Consider the following 16,173-nt stretch of genomic DNA (forward strand, 5'->3'; position numbering starts at 1 on the left):
CGCACTTCATCATCACCGCCGCCCACTGCCTCAACCACGTTCACCGAAGTGCCGTTGACGTAGTAGATGTCATCACCGGCACCGCCGTTCAGGACGTTGCCCGTGGCTTGCCCGGTCAGGACGTCATTGAAAGACGAGCCGATGACGGTTTCGAAGTTCCACAGCTTGTCACCTTGGGCATCACCACCGACACCCAGAACACCGCCAACCAGACTTACCGTCACGCCGCTGGACGAACCGGAGTAATCAATGGTGTCAGTGCCGCCCAAACCATCGAACTGATCGGCAGTAGCACCACTGATAAAGGTGTCGTTGCTGCCGGAGCCCGCCAGCATCTCGATGCCGACGTAGGTATCACCGGCAGCGATCCCGGAGTTCACGCCGGTTTTGGTGTTGATCGTCACACCCACTTGGCTGTCGGTATAACTCACGGTATCCGTGCCTGCACCGCCGATGAACTGGTCAGCACCTGCGCCACCCATCAAGTAATCGTTACCGACTCCGCCGGTAATGACGTTGTCTGAAGCATTACCGTAACCGACAAAGTTACCGGTACCGACGTAGGTCAGCCGTTCAACGTTGGTTGCCAGGGTGTGATTGAGCAAAACAGTGCGCACTTCATCATCACCGCCGCCCACTGCCTCAACCACGTTCACCGAAGTGCCGTTGACGTAGTAGATGTCATTACCAGCACCACCGTTCAACGTGCTACCAGATGACTGCGCGGTAAGAATGTCATTAAATGCAGAACCAATCACGGCCTCTATAGACGTCAAGGTATCGCCTTGGGCATCTGCGCCTACGCCTGTGCCAGCGGTCAGATTGACGGTCACTCCTGCCGTCGAATTGGCATAGGACGCGGTATCAATACCGTTCCCGCCATTCAAGACATCGGCACCTGCTCCGCCATCCAACAGGTCGTTGCCCTCGCCACCACTCAGCGAGTCATTTCCCGCAAACCCATACAACTCATCCGCACCTGACGTGCCTACCAGTGTGTCCGTACCCGAAGTTCCGTTTATAACTGCCATTGTTTCTTCCTTGCCTTTTTGATGAATCGATAGTCAACGCAATGCTTCAGAATCGCCTCGATAAAGCCGAGTACTTTTGAGCGTGGTCATTGATGAGACGTTTAACCGCCTTGCAACCAGAGGTCTCCATGACCTGCGGAAGTTTGACGCACCCCCTCCTCTGCTCGGGGCATCTGCAATTACTGCACCACAGCTGTCGACGAACGGTAGGTATCTGAGAAAAGCCTGACAGCGGGCAAAAAAAAACCGACGCCCTCGGGCGTCGGTTTTCAGTGCAGCTATCAGATCACATCAAGTCATCTGAATGATGGTCTGCATGATGGTGCTCTGAGTGGAGATGGTCTTGGCGTTCGCCTGATAGTTGCTCTGGCCCTTGATCAGGTCTACCAGTTCGTTGGTCAGGTTAACGTTGGACTCTTCCAGCGAGTTGGAAGCGATCGAACCCAAGGTACCGGTTTCGGGTGCATCGTAGCCCGGGATACCCGAAGCAAACGTCTCTTTCCAGCTGGTGCCACCGATAGCCTGCAGGCCTTGTTCGTTGGTGAAGCTGGCCAGCGCAACCTGGCCGATGGCCTTGCTCTGGTTGTTGCTGAAGTTGGCGAACAGCGTACCGGTGCCGTCGATGGTCAGGTTGGTGATCTGGCCAGTGGCGTAACCGTCCTGAGTCGGAATCGAACGCGCGGTGTCAGCGTTGTACTGAGTGGTCTTGGCCATCGAAATGGTAATACCGGCCGGGTTGGCAGCCGCACCGTTAGGCGTAAAGTTACCGTTGGTCACAGTGCCCGGCTTCCAGGTCGTCAGCTTCAAGTCGCTGCTGATGATCGGGTTCGGCGCCGGAGCTGGTAATGTGCTAGGCGTGCTGACCTGCAACAGATTGCCAGAACTGTCGAAGGTGAGTGTCGAAGCAACCGGAGGCGTAAGCGGATCGTTTGGGTTGCTACCGGTCGCATCCGGGTTACGGCCATCAACCAGGGTGTAGACCTTCCAGGTGTTTTCGCCGGTCTTCACCATATACTGATCCATGACGTGAGAGTTGCCCTGCGTGTCATAGATCGGCGTGCTGAACGACTTGGTGTAAGTCTCAAGTTTGGTCGGATCAAACTTGACAGCGTTGGTACCCGTATCAACGATCACCGGCGCAGTCGAGTTCAAGTTGATGCTCGAAGTCACCAGGGAACTCGATTTCGGCGCCAGGTTCGAGGTATCAATCTTCAGGTCAGTCAACACGCCGTTGATGATCTTGCCGTTGGCGTCCACACCGTAACCCTGCAGGCGCGAGGTGTAGTCGGTGTTGGTGATGTAACCGGCGTTGTCGACCTTGAACGTACCGGCACGGGTGTAGGACACCGAGCCGTTGTTGCTCATGGTGAAGAAGCCCGAACCGTTGATGCCCATGTCCAGCACGTTACCGGTGTTGTTGATGTCACCCTGGGTGAACTGCTGGGAAACGTTGGCCAGACGCACGCCGTTGCCGATCACTTTGCTGCCGCTACCCAGGCGAGTAGCCGAGTAGACGTCTTCGAATTCTGCACGGGACGATTTGAAACCGGCGGTCGCGACGTTGGCGATGTTGTTGCCGGTCACGTCCAGTTGTTTGTTGGCTGCATAGAGACCGCTAAGGCCGATATTGAAAGACATATTCCACTCCTTTGTGCCGGTTAGTCGGCTCTATATACCAATGGTTTGTACTTTGGACAGGGCAACGGTGCCCTTGCCGGACAGGTTGAGCATCAGCTCGCCGCCGGTCTGGCTGATCGTCACGCTGGTGACGGTGGCCGGCAGGTAGGTCGCCATATCGGTCGAGGTGCCATTGATCGATGCGTTGGCCTTGACGGTATAGGTACCGGTCTTGACCACATTGCCGTCCTTGTCCTTGCCGTCCCAGGTGAAGCTCGCGCTGCCTGCGGCGCGACTGCCCAGATCGATGGTGCGAACCACCGTGCCGCTGCTGTCGGTAATGCTCACGGTGCCGCCGGCGATCGACGACGGCACGGTGACCGAACCGGTCATGCCTTTGCTCGGATCGTCGAGCTGAACCGAGTTGGTCTGCACGATCACGTTGCGACCGACCAGCGACGAAGCTTGCAGCGCTTGCGAAGAGTTGTAGTTGCCAGCAAGGCCACTCACGGTGGAGTTCAGCGTAGTGATGCCTTCCAGGCTACTGAACTGCGCCAACTGGGCAACGAATGCGCTGTTGTCCTGCGGATCGAGCGGGTTCTGGTTTTTCAGCTGGGTGACCAGCAATTGCAGGAACGCGTCCTTGCCCAGGGCCTGGCCGCCGGTGGCGCTGTTGGTCGCCGAGGCGATGCCGCCGGTCGTCGAACTGCTGGCCTTCTTCGACGAGTTGGCCAGGATGTCGTTCATGCTCAAGCTGCTGGTGGTATCGGAAACACTCATGGCAGTCGCCCCTTATTACTGACCGAGGGTCAGTACCTTCTGCATCATGGTTTTGGCGGTGTTCATCATTTCGGCGTTGGTCTGGAACGACCGGCTCGCGGAAATCATGTCAGCCATTTCTTCCACCACGTTGACGTTCGGGTAGTAGACGTAGCCTTTGGCGTCGGCCGCCGGATGGTTCGGCTCGTAGCGCGCTTCGAGGTTGCTCTGGTCTTCGACCACGCCGAGTACCTGCACGCCTTGACCGGCGGCGTCCTGGCTCTGGAACAGCGAGTTGCTGCCGCTGTTCTGGCCGCCCTGGAACATGGTGGCGAATACCGGGTGACGGGCGCGATAGGTCTGGTCGATGCTCGACGAGACGGTTTCGGCGTTGGCGATGTTCGAGGCCACGGTGTTCAGGCGTGTGGTCTGTGCGCTCATGCCGCTGCCGGCAATGTTGAAAACGCTGGACAGGGACATGAATTACTCTCCGCGCAGGGCTGACACCAGCCCTTTGAATTTGCTGTTGAGCAGGGTGAAGCTGGCCTGGAAGCCGACGGCGTTTTCCGCGTAGTTCGACTGTTCCAGTTGGGCGTCCACGGTGTTCTGGTCGATCGAAGGTTGCATCGGCGTGCGATACATCAGCGATTCGTCGCCGTTGCCCAGGCCTTCAGCTTCGATGTGACGGCTGTTGGTCATGTTCAGGGCGATGGTGCCGTTCGCATTTTTCTGGGTCTGTGCTTCAAGCACTTTGGAGAAGTCCAGATCCCGCGCCTTGTAGTTCGGGGTGTCGGCGTTGGCGATGTTGTTGGCCAGCACTTCGGCACGCTGGGCGCGAAAGCCCAATGCCTTTTCGTGAATGCCGAGCGCTTTATCGAAGCTGATGCTCATGTCGGGAACCTTCAGGTGACCGGTTTTTCGTAACTGAGCTTTAGCAAGCGCCGTGCCAAACTATAAAACCCCCATAAACCGCGGCTTTGCGGGGAGTCGGCAACGCGGCAATGCCAGAAAAGCGGCAACCGGTTTCCGCCGGATGCCGCTTTTCTGCCGCTTGCCGTCCTTGCCAGGTCAACGCAGATCCCTTGTGGGAGCGAGCCTGCTCGCGAAGGCGGTGTGTCAGTCGCCAACTGTTTTACTGACACACCGCTTTCGCGAGCAGGCTCGCTCCCACAGGGGGGCGTGGTGTTCGTGGGAAATAATTGGGGCATAAAAAAACGGGAGGCCTTAAGGCTTCCCGTTTTTTGTATTGCCGATGCAATCATTTCGCCTGGTAAATAATCCCCGGGCTGCACTGCACCATCTGGTAATGGTCCGGCAGACCGTTCAGCGCTTCGGAAGCGCCAAGGAACAGATAACCGCCCGGCTTCAACGTGCTGTGAATGCGCAACAGGATGTCTTTCTTCACTTCGGCAGAGAAGTAGATCAACACGTTGCGGCAGAACACGATGTCGAACTTGCCCAACGCGGCATAGCTGTCGAGCAGGTTGAACGAGCGGAACTCCACCCGGTTCTTGATCGGCGCCTTGATCACCCAGCGCCCCGGCCCTTTCGGGTCGAAGTAACGCTGCAGACGTTCCGGCGACAAACCGCGACCGATCGCCAGGCTGTCGTACTCGCCCGTTTTGCAGTTGGTCAGCATGAGACCGGACAAATCCGTGGCAACGATCTGCACGCCCATTTTCAACTGACCGAGGTTGGTGCGCTCGAATTCGTCGATCGACATCGACAGCGAATACGGTTCCTGCCCCGACGAGCACGCCGCCGACCAGATCCGCAGACGCTGGTTGGGGCTGGCCTTGATCGCTTCAGGCAGCACCTTGTTCTTCAAGACTTCAAACGGATAGGTGTCCCGAAACCACAGGGTTTCGTTGGTCGTCATGGCATCGACCACCTGCTCGCGCAAACCGCTGCGCGGCTGGGTCTGGATGCGCTGAACCAGCTCACCCAGGGATTTGATGCCTTGCTGCTCCATCAGTTTGTTGAGACGGCTCGAGACCAGGTACTGCTTGTTTTCACCGAGCAAAATGCCACAGGCTTTTTCCAGGAAGACCCGGAACTGTTCGAAATCCAAATTACCCGTAGACAATGATGCCGCCTCTTAAATCGTGTTGACCGCCAGGAGCAAAGCGCTCCTAGCTGATATCTGCTGCTTTGATCCGGTCGACTACCCGGGATGCCAGGTCATCAGGACGGAATTTGGCCAGAAAGTCATCGGCACCGACTTTCTTGACCATCGCCTGATTGAATACCCCGGACAACGAAGTATGCAGGATGATATGAAGTTTTTGCATGCGCGGGTCAGCGCGAATCTCGGCCGTCAAAGTGTATCCGTCCATCTCCGGCATCTCGATGTCGGAAATCATCATCAGGAACTCTTCTTCCGGCTTCTTGCCCTCGTCGACCAGCTTGCGCAGGTAATCCAGCGCCTGCTTGCCATCGTTCAGCGCGATCACTTCGACGCCAATCGTCTGCAGGCAACGTGTGACCTGTTTGCGCGCTACCGATGAGTCATCGACCGTCAAGACACGCAACGACAGTGCCTTGGTCTGGGTCTCGACATCGACCACGCCCACCGAAATCGCTTCCGGTGTCGGCGCAACTTCCGCCAGCACTTTCTCGACGTCGATGATTTCGACTAACTGATTGTCCACCCGAGTCACAGCGGTCAGGTAATGATCGCGACCCGTGCCCTTGGGCGGTGGATGAATCTCTTCCCAGTTCATGTTGACGATGCGCTCCACCGAGCGGACCAGGAAACCCTGGGTCTTGGTGTTGTACTCCGTGATGATCACGAACGGGTTGTTCTTGTCTTTCAACGCTCCGGAACCGGTGGCCATTGCCAGATCAAGGATCGGAATGGTCGCCCCCCGGATATTTGCCACCCCGCACACGACAGGACTGGACTTGGGCATCAACGTCAGCGACGGGCACTGCAACACTTCCCGCACCTTGAACACGTTGATTCCGTAGAGCTGCTGACCGTCAAGACGGAACAACAACAGCTCCAGGCGATTCTGCCCTACCAGTTGCGTGCGCTGGTTCACCGAATCCATTACACCAGCCATGCCCAGACTCCTACACCAACGCCAAGTGTTGTTGCGACGCACATTCATTGCTAAACGGCACGGCGCTTGCTTTTTAACTCGTATGAACGCTCAAACGACATTTTTTCGACGCCTGACATCACCCCTTCGCAGAGGGCTTTGTGCTGCGGGCGCTATTTGCTGCTTTTTCGCTGGCAGCCCTGCCATTGCTGATGCGGTTACCTTGCCTGACATGCTTATCGGCGTCACTCAGGGCTTTCTTGAGTTCACCGTAGAAGACTATCTGGCTACCAGTCAAACGGAAGGCCGCTACGAAATCGAAGTAAACCAGCTCGACCCCCGCATGCGCATGCCTATGTGCGACAAGGAATTGACAGCGACACTGGAGAGTCCGGCACGTCCGCTGGGACGGGTTACCGTGAAGGTTCGCTGTGAAGGCGCTTCGCCATGGACCGTGTTCGTGCCCGCTCAAGTCCGCCTGTTTCGCGAGATTGTGACCACCACCCGACCGCTGAAACGTGCCGGGATTATCGAGCCACAGGACGTGACCCTGCGTGAGCGCGACGTGAGCACGATCAACCAAGGCTTTCTGACCTCGGTAGACGAAGCGATCGGGCAGAAATTAACCCGACCAACGGTAGCCGATCAGGTCATTACCCTGGTTCATCTGGAACAGGCGGAAGTCATTCGCAAGGGCGATCAAGTGGTCATCACTGCGCGCAGCGGCACGCTCGCCGTGCGCATGCCCGGTGAAGCGCTGGCCAATGGAGGTTTGAAAGAACAGATCCGGGTGAAAAACCTCAATTCGCAACGGGTCATCAAGGCGCAAGTCACCGCGCCGGGCCAAGTGGAAGTCGCGATGTAGAAAACTGGCGTTGGCCCCGGCTGTTCCCTAAACTGTGCCGCAGCAGGACAAGCGTCGGCGCATGCAAGGCTCATTGTAAATGTGCCTAAAGTTTTCCAGGGGATGGCCGAAAACATGGCAAGCGTCCAAATTCCCAGAGGTTTTTATCATGGTCATCGATTTCAGCCGTTTGAACAGCTCCTCGTCACTTACGGGCAGTACACGTACCAGCAACGCCAAGGACACCGCCGAAACCGGCACCTCCGCGCCGCTGAATACCCAGGCCGAACCGGCCAGTACCGCAAAAAGCGGGGAATCGGTACACCTCAGCAATGAGGCTCAACAGTTGCAGAAGGTCACTGACAAGCTGCGCGATCAGCCTGCTGTCGACAAAGCCCGCGTGGCCGAGTTGAAAGCCGCGATTGCCGATGGCAGCTATAAAGTCGACAGCAACCGTGTAGCCAGCAAACTGCTCAACTTCGAAGCCCAGCGCTAGGCCTTTGCCGGCGCGAGGCTTTTGGACGCTTAACCCCCAAGGCCAGCCATGCACGACACTAATTTATTGCAACTGATCAACGACGACTTTGCTCCAGCTCAACAATTGCTGGAGTTACTGCAAACCGAATCTCTCGCGTTGCACGGTCGCGACATGCCACTGCTGGAAGAAATTCTGGCGCATAAACAGGCATTGATCATTCTGCTTGACCAGCATGGCCGCAAACGCAGCGAAATCCTCGCCAGCCTCAACCTGCCGACAGACCGCAGCGGTCTGGAGCAACTGGCTGGCCAGTCGAGCATTGGCGATCAACTGCTCAGCCAGGGCGATGCCCTGACCGATCTGATCGCTCAATGCCAGGCCGCCAACGTCAAGAACGGCCAGTCGATCCAGATCCAGCAGGCCGCCACGGCCAATCAGTTGAAGATCATCACCGGTGGTGAAGCCCCGGCGCTTTATAACGCCAGCGGTACTTTCGCCCAACCCGCCGTACCGCGTCCGCTCAGCCAGGCATGAGCCGTTGATGCGCCAGCTCTATCAACCCGCGAAACATGCTGGCAAAATGCTGGCTAGTCGTCATATTTTGTCTGGAGATTGATAAACCGTGTCCAACGCCCTCAGCGCGGATGATGCTCCGCAGCCCCCTAAGGTGCTCACCACGCCACTGGAAATCTCCAGCAACCTGCGCCAGCTGCAAGAAAGCCACGATCCGCTGATCATCACCTTTCACGAGCGCAGCCAGCGCTTCCAGAGCTACCTGATCAAAGTCGACCGCGACAGCGCGTCGATCGCTCTGGACGAAATGATCCCGCGCGACGGCGAGCGTTTCTTGCAGGCCGGTGAGCCGTTCAAGGTCGAAGGTTTTCATGAAGGCGTGCGCATTGCCTGGGAATGCACCGGCACGCTGAATATCGAAGAGTCCGAAGGTGATCGTTTCTACACCGGCGAGCTACCGACCGAAGTGGTTTACCACCAGCGCCGCAATGCCTTCCGCGCGGCACTGAAACTGACCGATCTGGTCAGCGTTGAATTGGGCGGCGAAAAGCTCAAGGCGCCAATCAACGGCAAACTGCTGGATATCTCCGCAACCGGCTGCAAGCTGCGTTTCGAAGGCGATATCACCGATCGCCTGCAATTGGGCCAGGTCTATGACCGCCTGATCGCCCCGCCACTGTTCGGCAACCAGCCAACCTCCGTCGAACTGCGCTATTTGCACTTCGAAGAAAAACTCAACATTACCTTTGCCGGTCTGCGCTTCCACAACATCAGTGGTCAGGCAGCGCGCAACGTTGAGCGTTTCGTGTATCAGTTGCAACGTGAAGCACGCCGTTTCGATAAAGACGACATGTGATTCGTCCGGCCAATAAAAAGGGCAGCCCTTGAGGGGACTGCCCTTTTTTATGCGCGGTGGTTTTTGTTCAATTCAGGGTCTGCCGCCACTGAGATCGGGCGCGGGCTTGTCGGTGTCGGTATCCGGCTCGACCGCTGCCGCAGGCGCTGGCTGACTATCAGGTTCAGGCTCGGGATTTGCCGGGGCCTGCCCAGGATCCTGGACCATCTGCTCCTGCACCACCTGCTCGTCTACTCGAGGGTCAAGCGCTGCCACCAGTGGCGAACTGGACATGCTGTCAGGCATGGCCACGTGATGCAGCGGCGCATCGTCGACCTGATGCAGATTGGTCACGGCTTTCGGCCGGATCCGCCACACCAGCACCAGCGCGAAGAAGCTGAAGAACGCATAGAGGCTCTGACTGCCGAACAGCTTCATCAACACACCTGCCAGCAACGGCCCGATGCTCGCGCCGACACCATAAGTCACCAGCAGCATAGCGGTCAGCGACACCCGGCGATCACCCTCGACATGGTCATTGGAGAACGCCACGGCCAGTGGATACAGGCAGAACTGCACCAGTGAGCAAAGAAAACCAACCCCGAACAACACCTCCAGCGGGACCTGCGGCAGCACCGCCAACGGCAATGCAGCCACCGCCAGGAAGCCGGCAAAGCAGCGAATCAGCAGCGCCCGGTCGTAGCGATCAGACAGCCAGCCCAACGGCCACTGCACCAGCAACCCGGCAAAAATGCAGCTACCCATGAACAGACCGACCTGCTCGGTCGACAGCCCTTGTTGCGAGGCATACAGCGGTGCCAGACCGTAGAACGAACCGATGATCAGACCGGCACCCAGCACCGTACTCAACGACTGCGGCACCCGCTTGATAAAGAAGCGCGGTTCCATCGGCGCCGGATGCAGTGGCGCCGGGTGAATCCGTCGAGTCAACGTCACAGGCACCAGACACAGCGCGAAGCACAGCGCGACCAGCATAAGCAGTTCAAGACCCAAGCCCGGGTGCATGACCAGAATCAGTTGACCGAGCACCAGGCCCAGGTACGAAGCGATCATGTAACCGCTGAACACCAGACCGCGCTGATTGGCGTCCGCCTGCTCATTGAGCCAGCTCTCGATCACCATGTACTGACACATCATGCCCAGACCGACGATGGTCCGCAGCACCAGCCACGCTGGCAGCCAATCAACCAGCCCATGGCCCAACACCGCCGCCCCGACGATCCCGGCACAGGCAGAATAAGCACGGATATGTCCGACTCGGGCAATCAGTCGGTGACCGATCTTGCCGCCCAGCACCAGACCGAAATAGTTGGCGGCCATCAGCGCACCGACCCACAGACCATCGACATGGTCAGCGGCCAGGCGCAACGCCAGATAGGTGGATAACAGGCCCGAGCCGATCAACATCATCAGCGAGGCGAAATACAGCGCTCGAAAGGATTTCCAGATTTGGCGCATCGGCGTTCCGAGCGGCTCCTTGCAGTAAATACCGGGCTATCAAACGATAGCCCGATGGCGACAGTTCGTCAGGCCTGGGCTGCTAGAACACGCCGTTCCCAGGGAGTGATTTCATCAAAGAAGCTGGTCAACTCCATGGTCTTCGAAGCGATGTAGCCTTCGATGAACTCCTGTCCGAACAGTTCCCTCGCCAATTGGCTACGTTTCAGACGTTCAAGCGCGGCGTGCAAGGTACACGGCAGCGCAAGATTTTCAGGCACCGCGAACTCACCCTGAATGGCTTCGCTCGGTTCCAGCTCATGCTCGATACCATGCAAACCGGCAGCCAGACTGGCGGCGATCGCCAGATACGGATTGGCATCGGCACCCGGCAAACGATTTTCCACCCGACGAGCAACCGGCGAACTGGCCGGAATCCGCAGCCCGGCGGCGCGATTGTCGTGGGACCAGCACGCGTTGTTCGGTGACGCGTACGGATGGCACAGACGCTGATAGGAATTCACATTCGGTGCGAACAGTGCAGTGAAATCGGCCATGCCCGCTTGCTGGCCACCGATGAAGTGGCGGAACATCGCCGTCGGCTGGCCGCTTTCGTCGCTGAACACATTCTTGCCACTGTTGATGTCGACGATGCTCTGGTGAATGTGCATCGAACTGCCCGGAGTGTGCGCCAGTGGTTTGGCCATGCACACGACGGTCAGGCCATGCTTGAGCGCGACTTCCTTGAGCAGGTGTTTGAAGAGGAATGTCTGGTCGGCGAGCAACAGCGGATCGCCGTGCAGCAGATTGATCTCGAACTGGCTGACACCCATTTCGTGCATGAACGTATCGCGCGGCAAACCGAGGGCCGCCATGCATTTATAGACTTCGTTGAAGAACGGCCGCAGACCGTTATTGGAGCTGATGCTGAACGCGGATTGGCCATCCTCGCGGCGACCGTCGAGACCGACTGGCGGGCGGAACGGTTGGGTCGGATCGGTGTTGGGGGCAAAGACAAAGAATTCCAGCTCGGTCGCCACCACCGGTGCGAGACCGCGCGCGGCGTAACGGGCAATGACTTTCTTGAGTTGACCCCGTGTCGACAGATTGGAGCTTTCGCCGGTCAGTTCATCGGCGTCGCAAATGGCCAGGGCGCGCGGGTCGTCACTCCACGGCAAGCGATGGATCTGGGTCGGTTCGGCGACCAGTGCCAGGTCTCCGTCATCGCTGCCGTAAAACCGCGCGGCCGGGTAACCGCCCATGATGCATTGCAACAGCACGCCCCGCGCCAGTTGCAAACGCCGCCCTTCGAGGAAACCCTCGGCGGTCATCACTTTGCCTCGCGGTACGCCGTTCAAATCCGGCGTGACACATTCAATCTCATCAATGCCGGTCAATCGCTGCGCGAGTGAACGCTGGCCATCGGTTGTCATGACGCAATCCTTGTTATTGTGCGAGCCGCGAACGGCGACCCGTACAAAATAGGCTTCGGCTGTTCGGAATATCAAGCAGCGTCAATCAAAAACCTCTGTCACGGCAGATAAAGGCTGAACACCCCGCCGCCAAGCGGTCCGCCATTGCGGATTTCGGTACGCCCTTCGACACCGTTGCGCTGATGCAGCGCCGCGATGCGATTGGCGAAATACAAACCCAGTCCGGTGCTGCCGCTGCTGTGATTGATGCCTTGCACATAATCGGCCTGACGCTCGAGCATCTCGGCCGGGTAGCCGTCGCCGTCATCGTTGATGGTCAGGACCAGTTGTCCAGCCTCGTCGCTGACGGTGATCAGCAACGACTCGCGGGCATAGCGAATGGCGTTGTTGATACAGTTGCCGAGCACCGAAGCAATTAGCTCTCGATCAAAGAAACCCAGCGGGCTCAGCGGATCAACCTCATAAGTGGCGACGATTCCCCGACTGGCAAATACTTCCTGATGCGCCGCCAGTTGCGCCTCGATAAAGTCATCGAGTTCGTGATACGCCGGTTGCAGCGGCATCTGGTTTACGCCGAGCTTGTACAGCCCGAGCAACTGCACCAGCATGCCGTTGAGGTGGGCGAACTCGAAGTCGATGACGCCCTGCTCAGTGCCTTCGCGCAGTTCTTGCGGCAAGCGCGCCAGCCATTGGCTGTGGGCCTGCATCAGCATGGCCAGCGAGTTCTTCATGTCGTGGACGGTGGAGGCGATCACCGTGGAAAAATCCAGCGCCTGCTTATCGTTGCTCATTCGCCAAACGCCTTGCTTTTCAGCTTCTGATAACGCGCAAAACGCGCGTCGGTGTCGGGCATCAGGCCAACCATTTTCAGGCAGGCCCGACATTCTTCCAGCTCCGCCGACGGCACACTGGTGTCGGTGCCATGCAGCAGCGACTGGGCCATGTTCAGCGCGATACTGATGTTTTTCGGTTGCATCTTCAGCGCCTTGCGGAACACCTCGCGGGCCTCCACCAGGTTACCGGTTTTGTACACCCGCACGCCCTGACGGTTGAGGTCGGCAGCGGCGTTGCTAGAGCTGAGAATGGTCGGGTCATCGGTCAGCTTGGCGATGTCTTTCATTACCGCCGGATCATCACCGTAGATCTCTGCACAACTCTTGAGCATCAAGGTGCCCGCCTCGGCCTGACCGAGCATCTGCAATTGCTTGGCAACCAGCAGCGCCGCTTCCGGACTCATGAATTGCTCCATGCCGTCCAGGCGCATCAACGCTTGTTCGGTGAGCTTGTCGGCGGTTTCGGCATCGTTGAGCAGCAGGCTGGTTGCCTTCATCAGTCGCGCGCGAATCTGCAGGCCGGGGTCGCTCGGATTCTCTTTGGCCACCGCACTGAGCGTGGTGTTGATCTCCAGCCGCGTGCGCGTGTCGAGACCGCGCTCACTGCCCTTGCTGATCAGCGCATGGGCCAGCCCGAGATTGCTTTCCGGATCCTTGAACCGCGACTGCGCACCTTGCGCCACCGCTTGACGATAGGCGCGCGAGGCGGTGTCGAAATCTTCATTGGCCATCGCCAGTTTGCCGAGCAAGGCTTGGCGACGCACCGCCAGCGGCGACAAGCGAATAGCCTCTTCCAGCACCCGCTGCGCGCCTTTGGTGTCACCCTCGGCAACCAGCACGTCGGCCATGCCGTCATACAGCGACGGCATCATCGGAAATACCTTCAGAGCCTTTTCATAGACGCCTTTGGCTTGCGCCACTTGGCCACGCTTGAACAGCAACTTGCCCAACCCGGCAAACGCCCACGGTAATGGTCGGTCAGCGATGATGCTGTCGTACAGGCGTTCGAGTGCTTCGTTCTGGTTCATGTCGCGCAGTGCATCGGCGCGATAACGCAGGCACAGCGGCGAATAACGAATGTCCTGTTTGCACAGGGCGATGCAGGCGTTGAGCACCTCGACCGGTTTGCCACGGTCGAGGGCTTGCAGAATCGGTTTGAGCAACGTCTTGCGCTGCTCCAGACGCTCCAGGCGCTGGGCCAGACCGGAGCGGTTGAACGGTTTGGTCAGGTACGCGTCCGGCTCATGCTCCAGAGCACTGAGCACCATTGCCTGACTGGTCTCGGCAGTGACCATGACGAATACCGCTTCATGACTGATGAGCTTTTCCAGCATCAGGTCTTCGAGTACCTGCTGGCCGTTCTTCTTGCCATCACCCAGGTGGAAATCCTGCAGGATGAAATCGTAGGATTTCTGCGCGCACATCTTCAGCGCCTGCTCACCGGTGTCGGCCGTGTCGACGTCCTTGACCCCGAGTTCACGCAGCATCGAACGCACGGAACTGCGGAAATCAGAGAAATCATCGACGATCAGAAAACTTTTTTGGTGATACGACAGCATCGAAGATTTCCAGGCAATTGAAGTGAGGGCAATTTCAGGCGCGCAGATGATAGCTGGCGGCCAAATGCTATCAAGCGATTTCGCGCGACTTTTAAGTCACCGAATGGGTTATCGGCCAGAAGTGCTGTTCCCTGAAGCCAGCGCTTCAAGATTCCTCGCCCAGCGATTAACCTGCGCGCCGGTTCAACTTTCCACTACAAGGTTTACATCGTGTACATCAAAGGACGCTGCATCACGTCTGTCTGCGCGCTGCTGTTTATACAGCCGGCAATGGCGGCTGGAATGGATTGCACAAAAGCGGCGAATGCCGTTGAAAACACAGTTTGCGCGAACAAATCGCTGTATGAACTGGATGCGCAAATGGGCGCGTTTTATCGGCAGTTATTCAAAGCCTCTGTTCCCGCGCGAGCTGAACTCAAGCGCACTCAACGGCTGTGGTTAAAAGCCCGCAATGAATGCGCCGAAGACGTTTCGTGCCTGAATCAGCAGTATCGCGAGCGCCTGCAAGCGTTGCACGCTCAGTGGCAGGCGGCGGTTGCCTATCAACCGGATGACCTCGATAAACAGGCGCTGGACGATCTGCAAAAGCGCATTCAAGCCGCCAGTAAAGATGATCCAGAATTTGGGCTGGATCGGGTACTTGCCGCGTTGGCCGTGAAAACCCCTGCTGGCGGTTTTCACGGTGAGGCCAGTGCAGAGGACTCTTTGATAACGCATTTTCCGACAGCGCAGCCCGAAGGCGTTGGTGCCGATGAATGGCAAGCGCTGACCGCCTCCCGGATCAATGACGCCGCCGAAACCGGCCTGACCTCTTACACCTTGCAGGATCTGGATGGCGACGGGCAGCGCGACCTGATCGTAAATACCTACGCCGGGGGCACCGGTATGTTCACTTATGTGGAAACCTGGCGGCGCGACGGCGAACGGTTCGTCAAACGTTCTGTTGAGCCCGAGAGTTCGCTGTTCTACACCAACGATCGCGGCGCCAATCAGTCGGTGGACTGGATAAGCCTGCGCGGCAAAACTTACGCGGCTTATCGAAACAGCGAATACGGCGTCGATCGGGTCTACTTGCTCAACCCGCTGAAAATCAACGTCCAGGTGCCGACGGCGACGATTCGTTATCGCTATGACCTCAACGTGCCCGCTCTTCAACACAAAGATGACGGCAACAGCACGTTTGAACTCGAACCCGATCAGCACCGAGCGCTCAACCTGGCAGTGGCGAAAGTAAATGAAACCGCCGCTATCCCTTCAAAAGAACCGCTCTGCCCTATTCCGGCGACCGGCGCCGGTGGAAACGATTACTACAGCTTTGGCCCGGCGCATTACAGCATTGAAAAAGTCGCTGACTTGCCGGTCTTCATTGGCAATGATTGTTACATCGGTGCGTTGATCGACTGGTTCGGCAGTTACAGCGAAAAGAATGGCTTGTTCGCGCAACTGGCATTGCGTAAACCGGACAGCGATGACGGCAGCCGTACATACGAAGTCTACGGTCGCCGACACATAACCGAAGTCAGCACTTCAATAGGTAAAGTTGAGCTGAACGAAGGTTAGCTGCGCATCCTGTCTGATGTTGAAAATCAATAGTGCAGTCGCGGCTCTCCGTGGCAATTCATCGGCTAACGGTAATGCAAAAAGCCCCGTCGCGATTTCCATTGCGACGGGGCTTTGAATTTGAACTTGATAGTTTTTCCAAGGTTTATCCCGGAAAAACTTTTCTGCGGACAAAACAAAACCCCAACTGCTTTCGCAATTGGGGTTTC

At 57.7% G+C, this 16,173-nt stretch carries 17 protein-coding genes; 5 read left to right on the forward strand and 12 right to left on the reverse strand.

Annotated features, from left to right (window positions below; translation table 11 throughout):
* From ACWR1S_RS29500 to ACWR1S_RS29530, 7 genes are all read right to left on the reverse strand, one after another.
* A partial coding sequence (locus tag ACWR1S_RS29500; protein ID WP_454565973.1) for a calcium-binding protein occupies positions 1–1,031 on the reverse strand: 1,031 nt, incomplete at its 3' end.
* Positions 1,032–1,322: 291 nt separating this feature from the next.
* Complete coding sequence (gene flgE, locus ACWR1S_RS29505; protein ID WP_322844469.1) at positions 1,323–2,669, reverse strand: flagellar hook protein FlgE; 1,347 nt, start codon at positions 2,667–2,669, stop codon at positions 1,323–1,325.
* Between the two features lie 30 nt (positions 2,670–2,699).
* Entirely contained in the window at positions 2,700–3,428 is a 729-nt protein-coding gene (gene flgD, locus ACWR1S_RS29510; protein WP_016983977.1) for a flagellar hook assembly protein FlgD, read from the reverse strand.
* A 15-nt stretch (positions 3,429–3,443) separates the two neighbouring features.
* Entirely contained in the window at positions 3,444–3,887 is a 444-nt protein-coding gene (flgC, locus tag ACWR1S_RS29515; RefSeq protein WP_003227217.1) for a flagellar basal body rod protein FlgC, read from the reverse strand.
* Positions 3,888–3,890: 3 nt separating this feature from the next.
* Positions 3,891–4,298, reverse strand: coding sequence for a flagellar basal body rod protein FlgB (gene flgB, locus ACWR1S_RS29520; RefSeq protein WP_007917581.1), 408 nt, complete (start codon positions 4,296–4,298; stop codon positions 3,891–3,893).
* A gap of 367 nt (positions 4,299–4,665) precedes the next feature.
* Positions 4,666–5,493: a protein-glutamate O-methyltransferase CheR gene (cheR, locus tag ACWR1S_RS29525; protein ID WP_016983976.1), complete on the reverse strand. Its 828-nt coding sequence runs from the start codon at positions 5,491–5,493 to the stop codon at positions 4,666–4,668.
* A 46-nt stretch (positions 5,494–5,539) separates the two neighbouring features.
* The gene (locus ACWR1S_RS29530) at positions 5,540–6,472 is read right to left on the reverse strand and encodes a chemotaxis protein CheV (RefSeq protein WP_034155785.1); all 933 of its coding nucleotides are present in this window, start codon (positions 6,470–6,472) and stop codon (positions 5,540–5,542) included.
* Positions 6,473–6,554: 82 nt separating this feature from the next.
* On the opposite strand from ACWR1S_RS29530, the gene flgA reads away from it, so the two are divergent.
* The 4 genes from flgA to ACWR1S_RS29550 all read left to right on the forward strand — a co-directional run bounded on the left by flgA (position 6,555) and on the right by ACWR1S_RS29550 (position 9,142).
* A complete protein-coding gene (gene flgA / locus ACWR1S_RS29535; protein WP_095123060.1) occupies positions 6,555–7,316 on the forward strand; it encodes a flagellar basal body P-ring formation chaperone FlgA in 762 nt (253 codons plus the stop codon).
* A gap of 148 nt (positions 7,317–7,464) precedes the next feature.
* Positions 7,465–7,791 (forward strand): flagellar biosynthesis anti-sigma factor FlgM, encoded by a 327-nt coding sequence (gene flgM, locus ACWR1S_RS29540; RefSeq protein WP_008083690.1) that lies wholly within the window; start codon positions 7,465–7,467, stop codon positions 7,789–7,791.
* Between the two features lie 48 nt (positions 7,792–7,839).
* The gene (locus ACWR1S_RS29545) at positions 7,840–8,307 is read left to right on the forward strand and encodes a flagella synthesis protein FlgN (RefSeq protein ID WP_454565974.1); all 468 of its coding nucleotides are present in this window, start codon (positions 7,840–7,842) and stop codon (positions 8,305–8,307) included.
* An 88-nt stretch (positions 8,308–8,395) separates the two neighbouring features.
* Complete coding sequence (locus tag ACWR1S_RS29550; RefSeq protein ID WP_454565975.1) at positions 8,396–9,142, forward strand: flagellar brake protein; 747 nt, start codon at positions 8,396–8,398, stop codon at positions 9,140–9,142.
* A 72-nt stretch (positions 9,143–9,214) separates the two neighbouring features.
* Here ACWR1S_RS29550 and ACWR1S_RS29555 read toward each other — a convergent pair whose 3' ends face one another.
* From ACWR1S_RS29555 to ACWR1S_RS29570, 4 genes are all read right to left on the reverse strand, one after another.
* Positions 9,215–10,600, reverse strand: a complete 1,386-nt coding sequence (locus ACWR1S_RS29555; RefSeq protein WP_454565976.1) for an MFS transporter — start codon at positions 10,598–10,600, stop codon at positions 9,215–9,217.
* Positions 10,601–10,668: 68 nt separating this feature from the next.
* The gene (locus tag ACWR1S_RS29560; protein ID WP_454565981.1) at positions 10,669–11,910 is read right to left on the reverse strand and encodes a glutamine synthetase family protein; all 1,242 of its coding nucleotides are present in this window, start codon (positions 11,908–11,910) and stop codon (positions 10,669–10,671) included.
* A 200-nt stretch (positions 11,911–12,110) separates the two neighbouring features.
* On the reverse strand, positions 12,111–12,803 hold the full coding sequence (locus ACWR1S_RS29565) for a sensor histidine kinase (RefSeq protein ID WP_454565977.1): 693 nt from the start codon (positions 12,801–12,803) through the stop codon (positions 12,111–12,113).
* Entirely contained in the window at positions 12,800–14,404 is a 1,605-nt protein-coding gene (locus ACWR1S_RS29570) for a response regulator (RefSeq protein WP_454565978.1), read from the reverse strand. The genes ACWR1S_RS29565 and ACWR1S_RS29570 overlap by 4 nt, the downstream gene beginning before the upstream one ends.
* A gap of 282 nt (positions 14,405–14,686) precedes the next feature.
* Between ACWR1S_RS29570 and ACWR1S_RS29575 the strand changes: the two genes are divergently transcribed.
* Positions 14,687–15,964, forward strand: coding sequence for a lysozyme inhibitor LprI family protein (locus tag ACWR1S_RS29575; RefSeq protein WP_454565979.1), 1,278 nt, complete (start codon positions 14,687–14,689; stop codon positions 15,962–15,964).
* Here ACWR1S_RS29575 and ACWR1S_RS29580 read toward each other — a convergent pair.
* A partial coding sequence (locus tag ACWR1S_RS29580) for a hypothetical protein (RefSeq protein ID WP_454565980.1) occupies positions 15,932–16,173 on the reverse strand: 242 nt, incomplete at its 5' end. The genes ACWR1S_RS29575 and ACWR1S_RS29580 overlap by 33 nt on opposite strands.

Source organism: Pseudomonas sp. AIG (assembly GCF_977020205.1).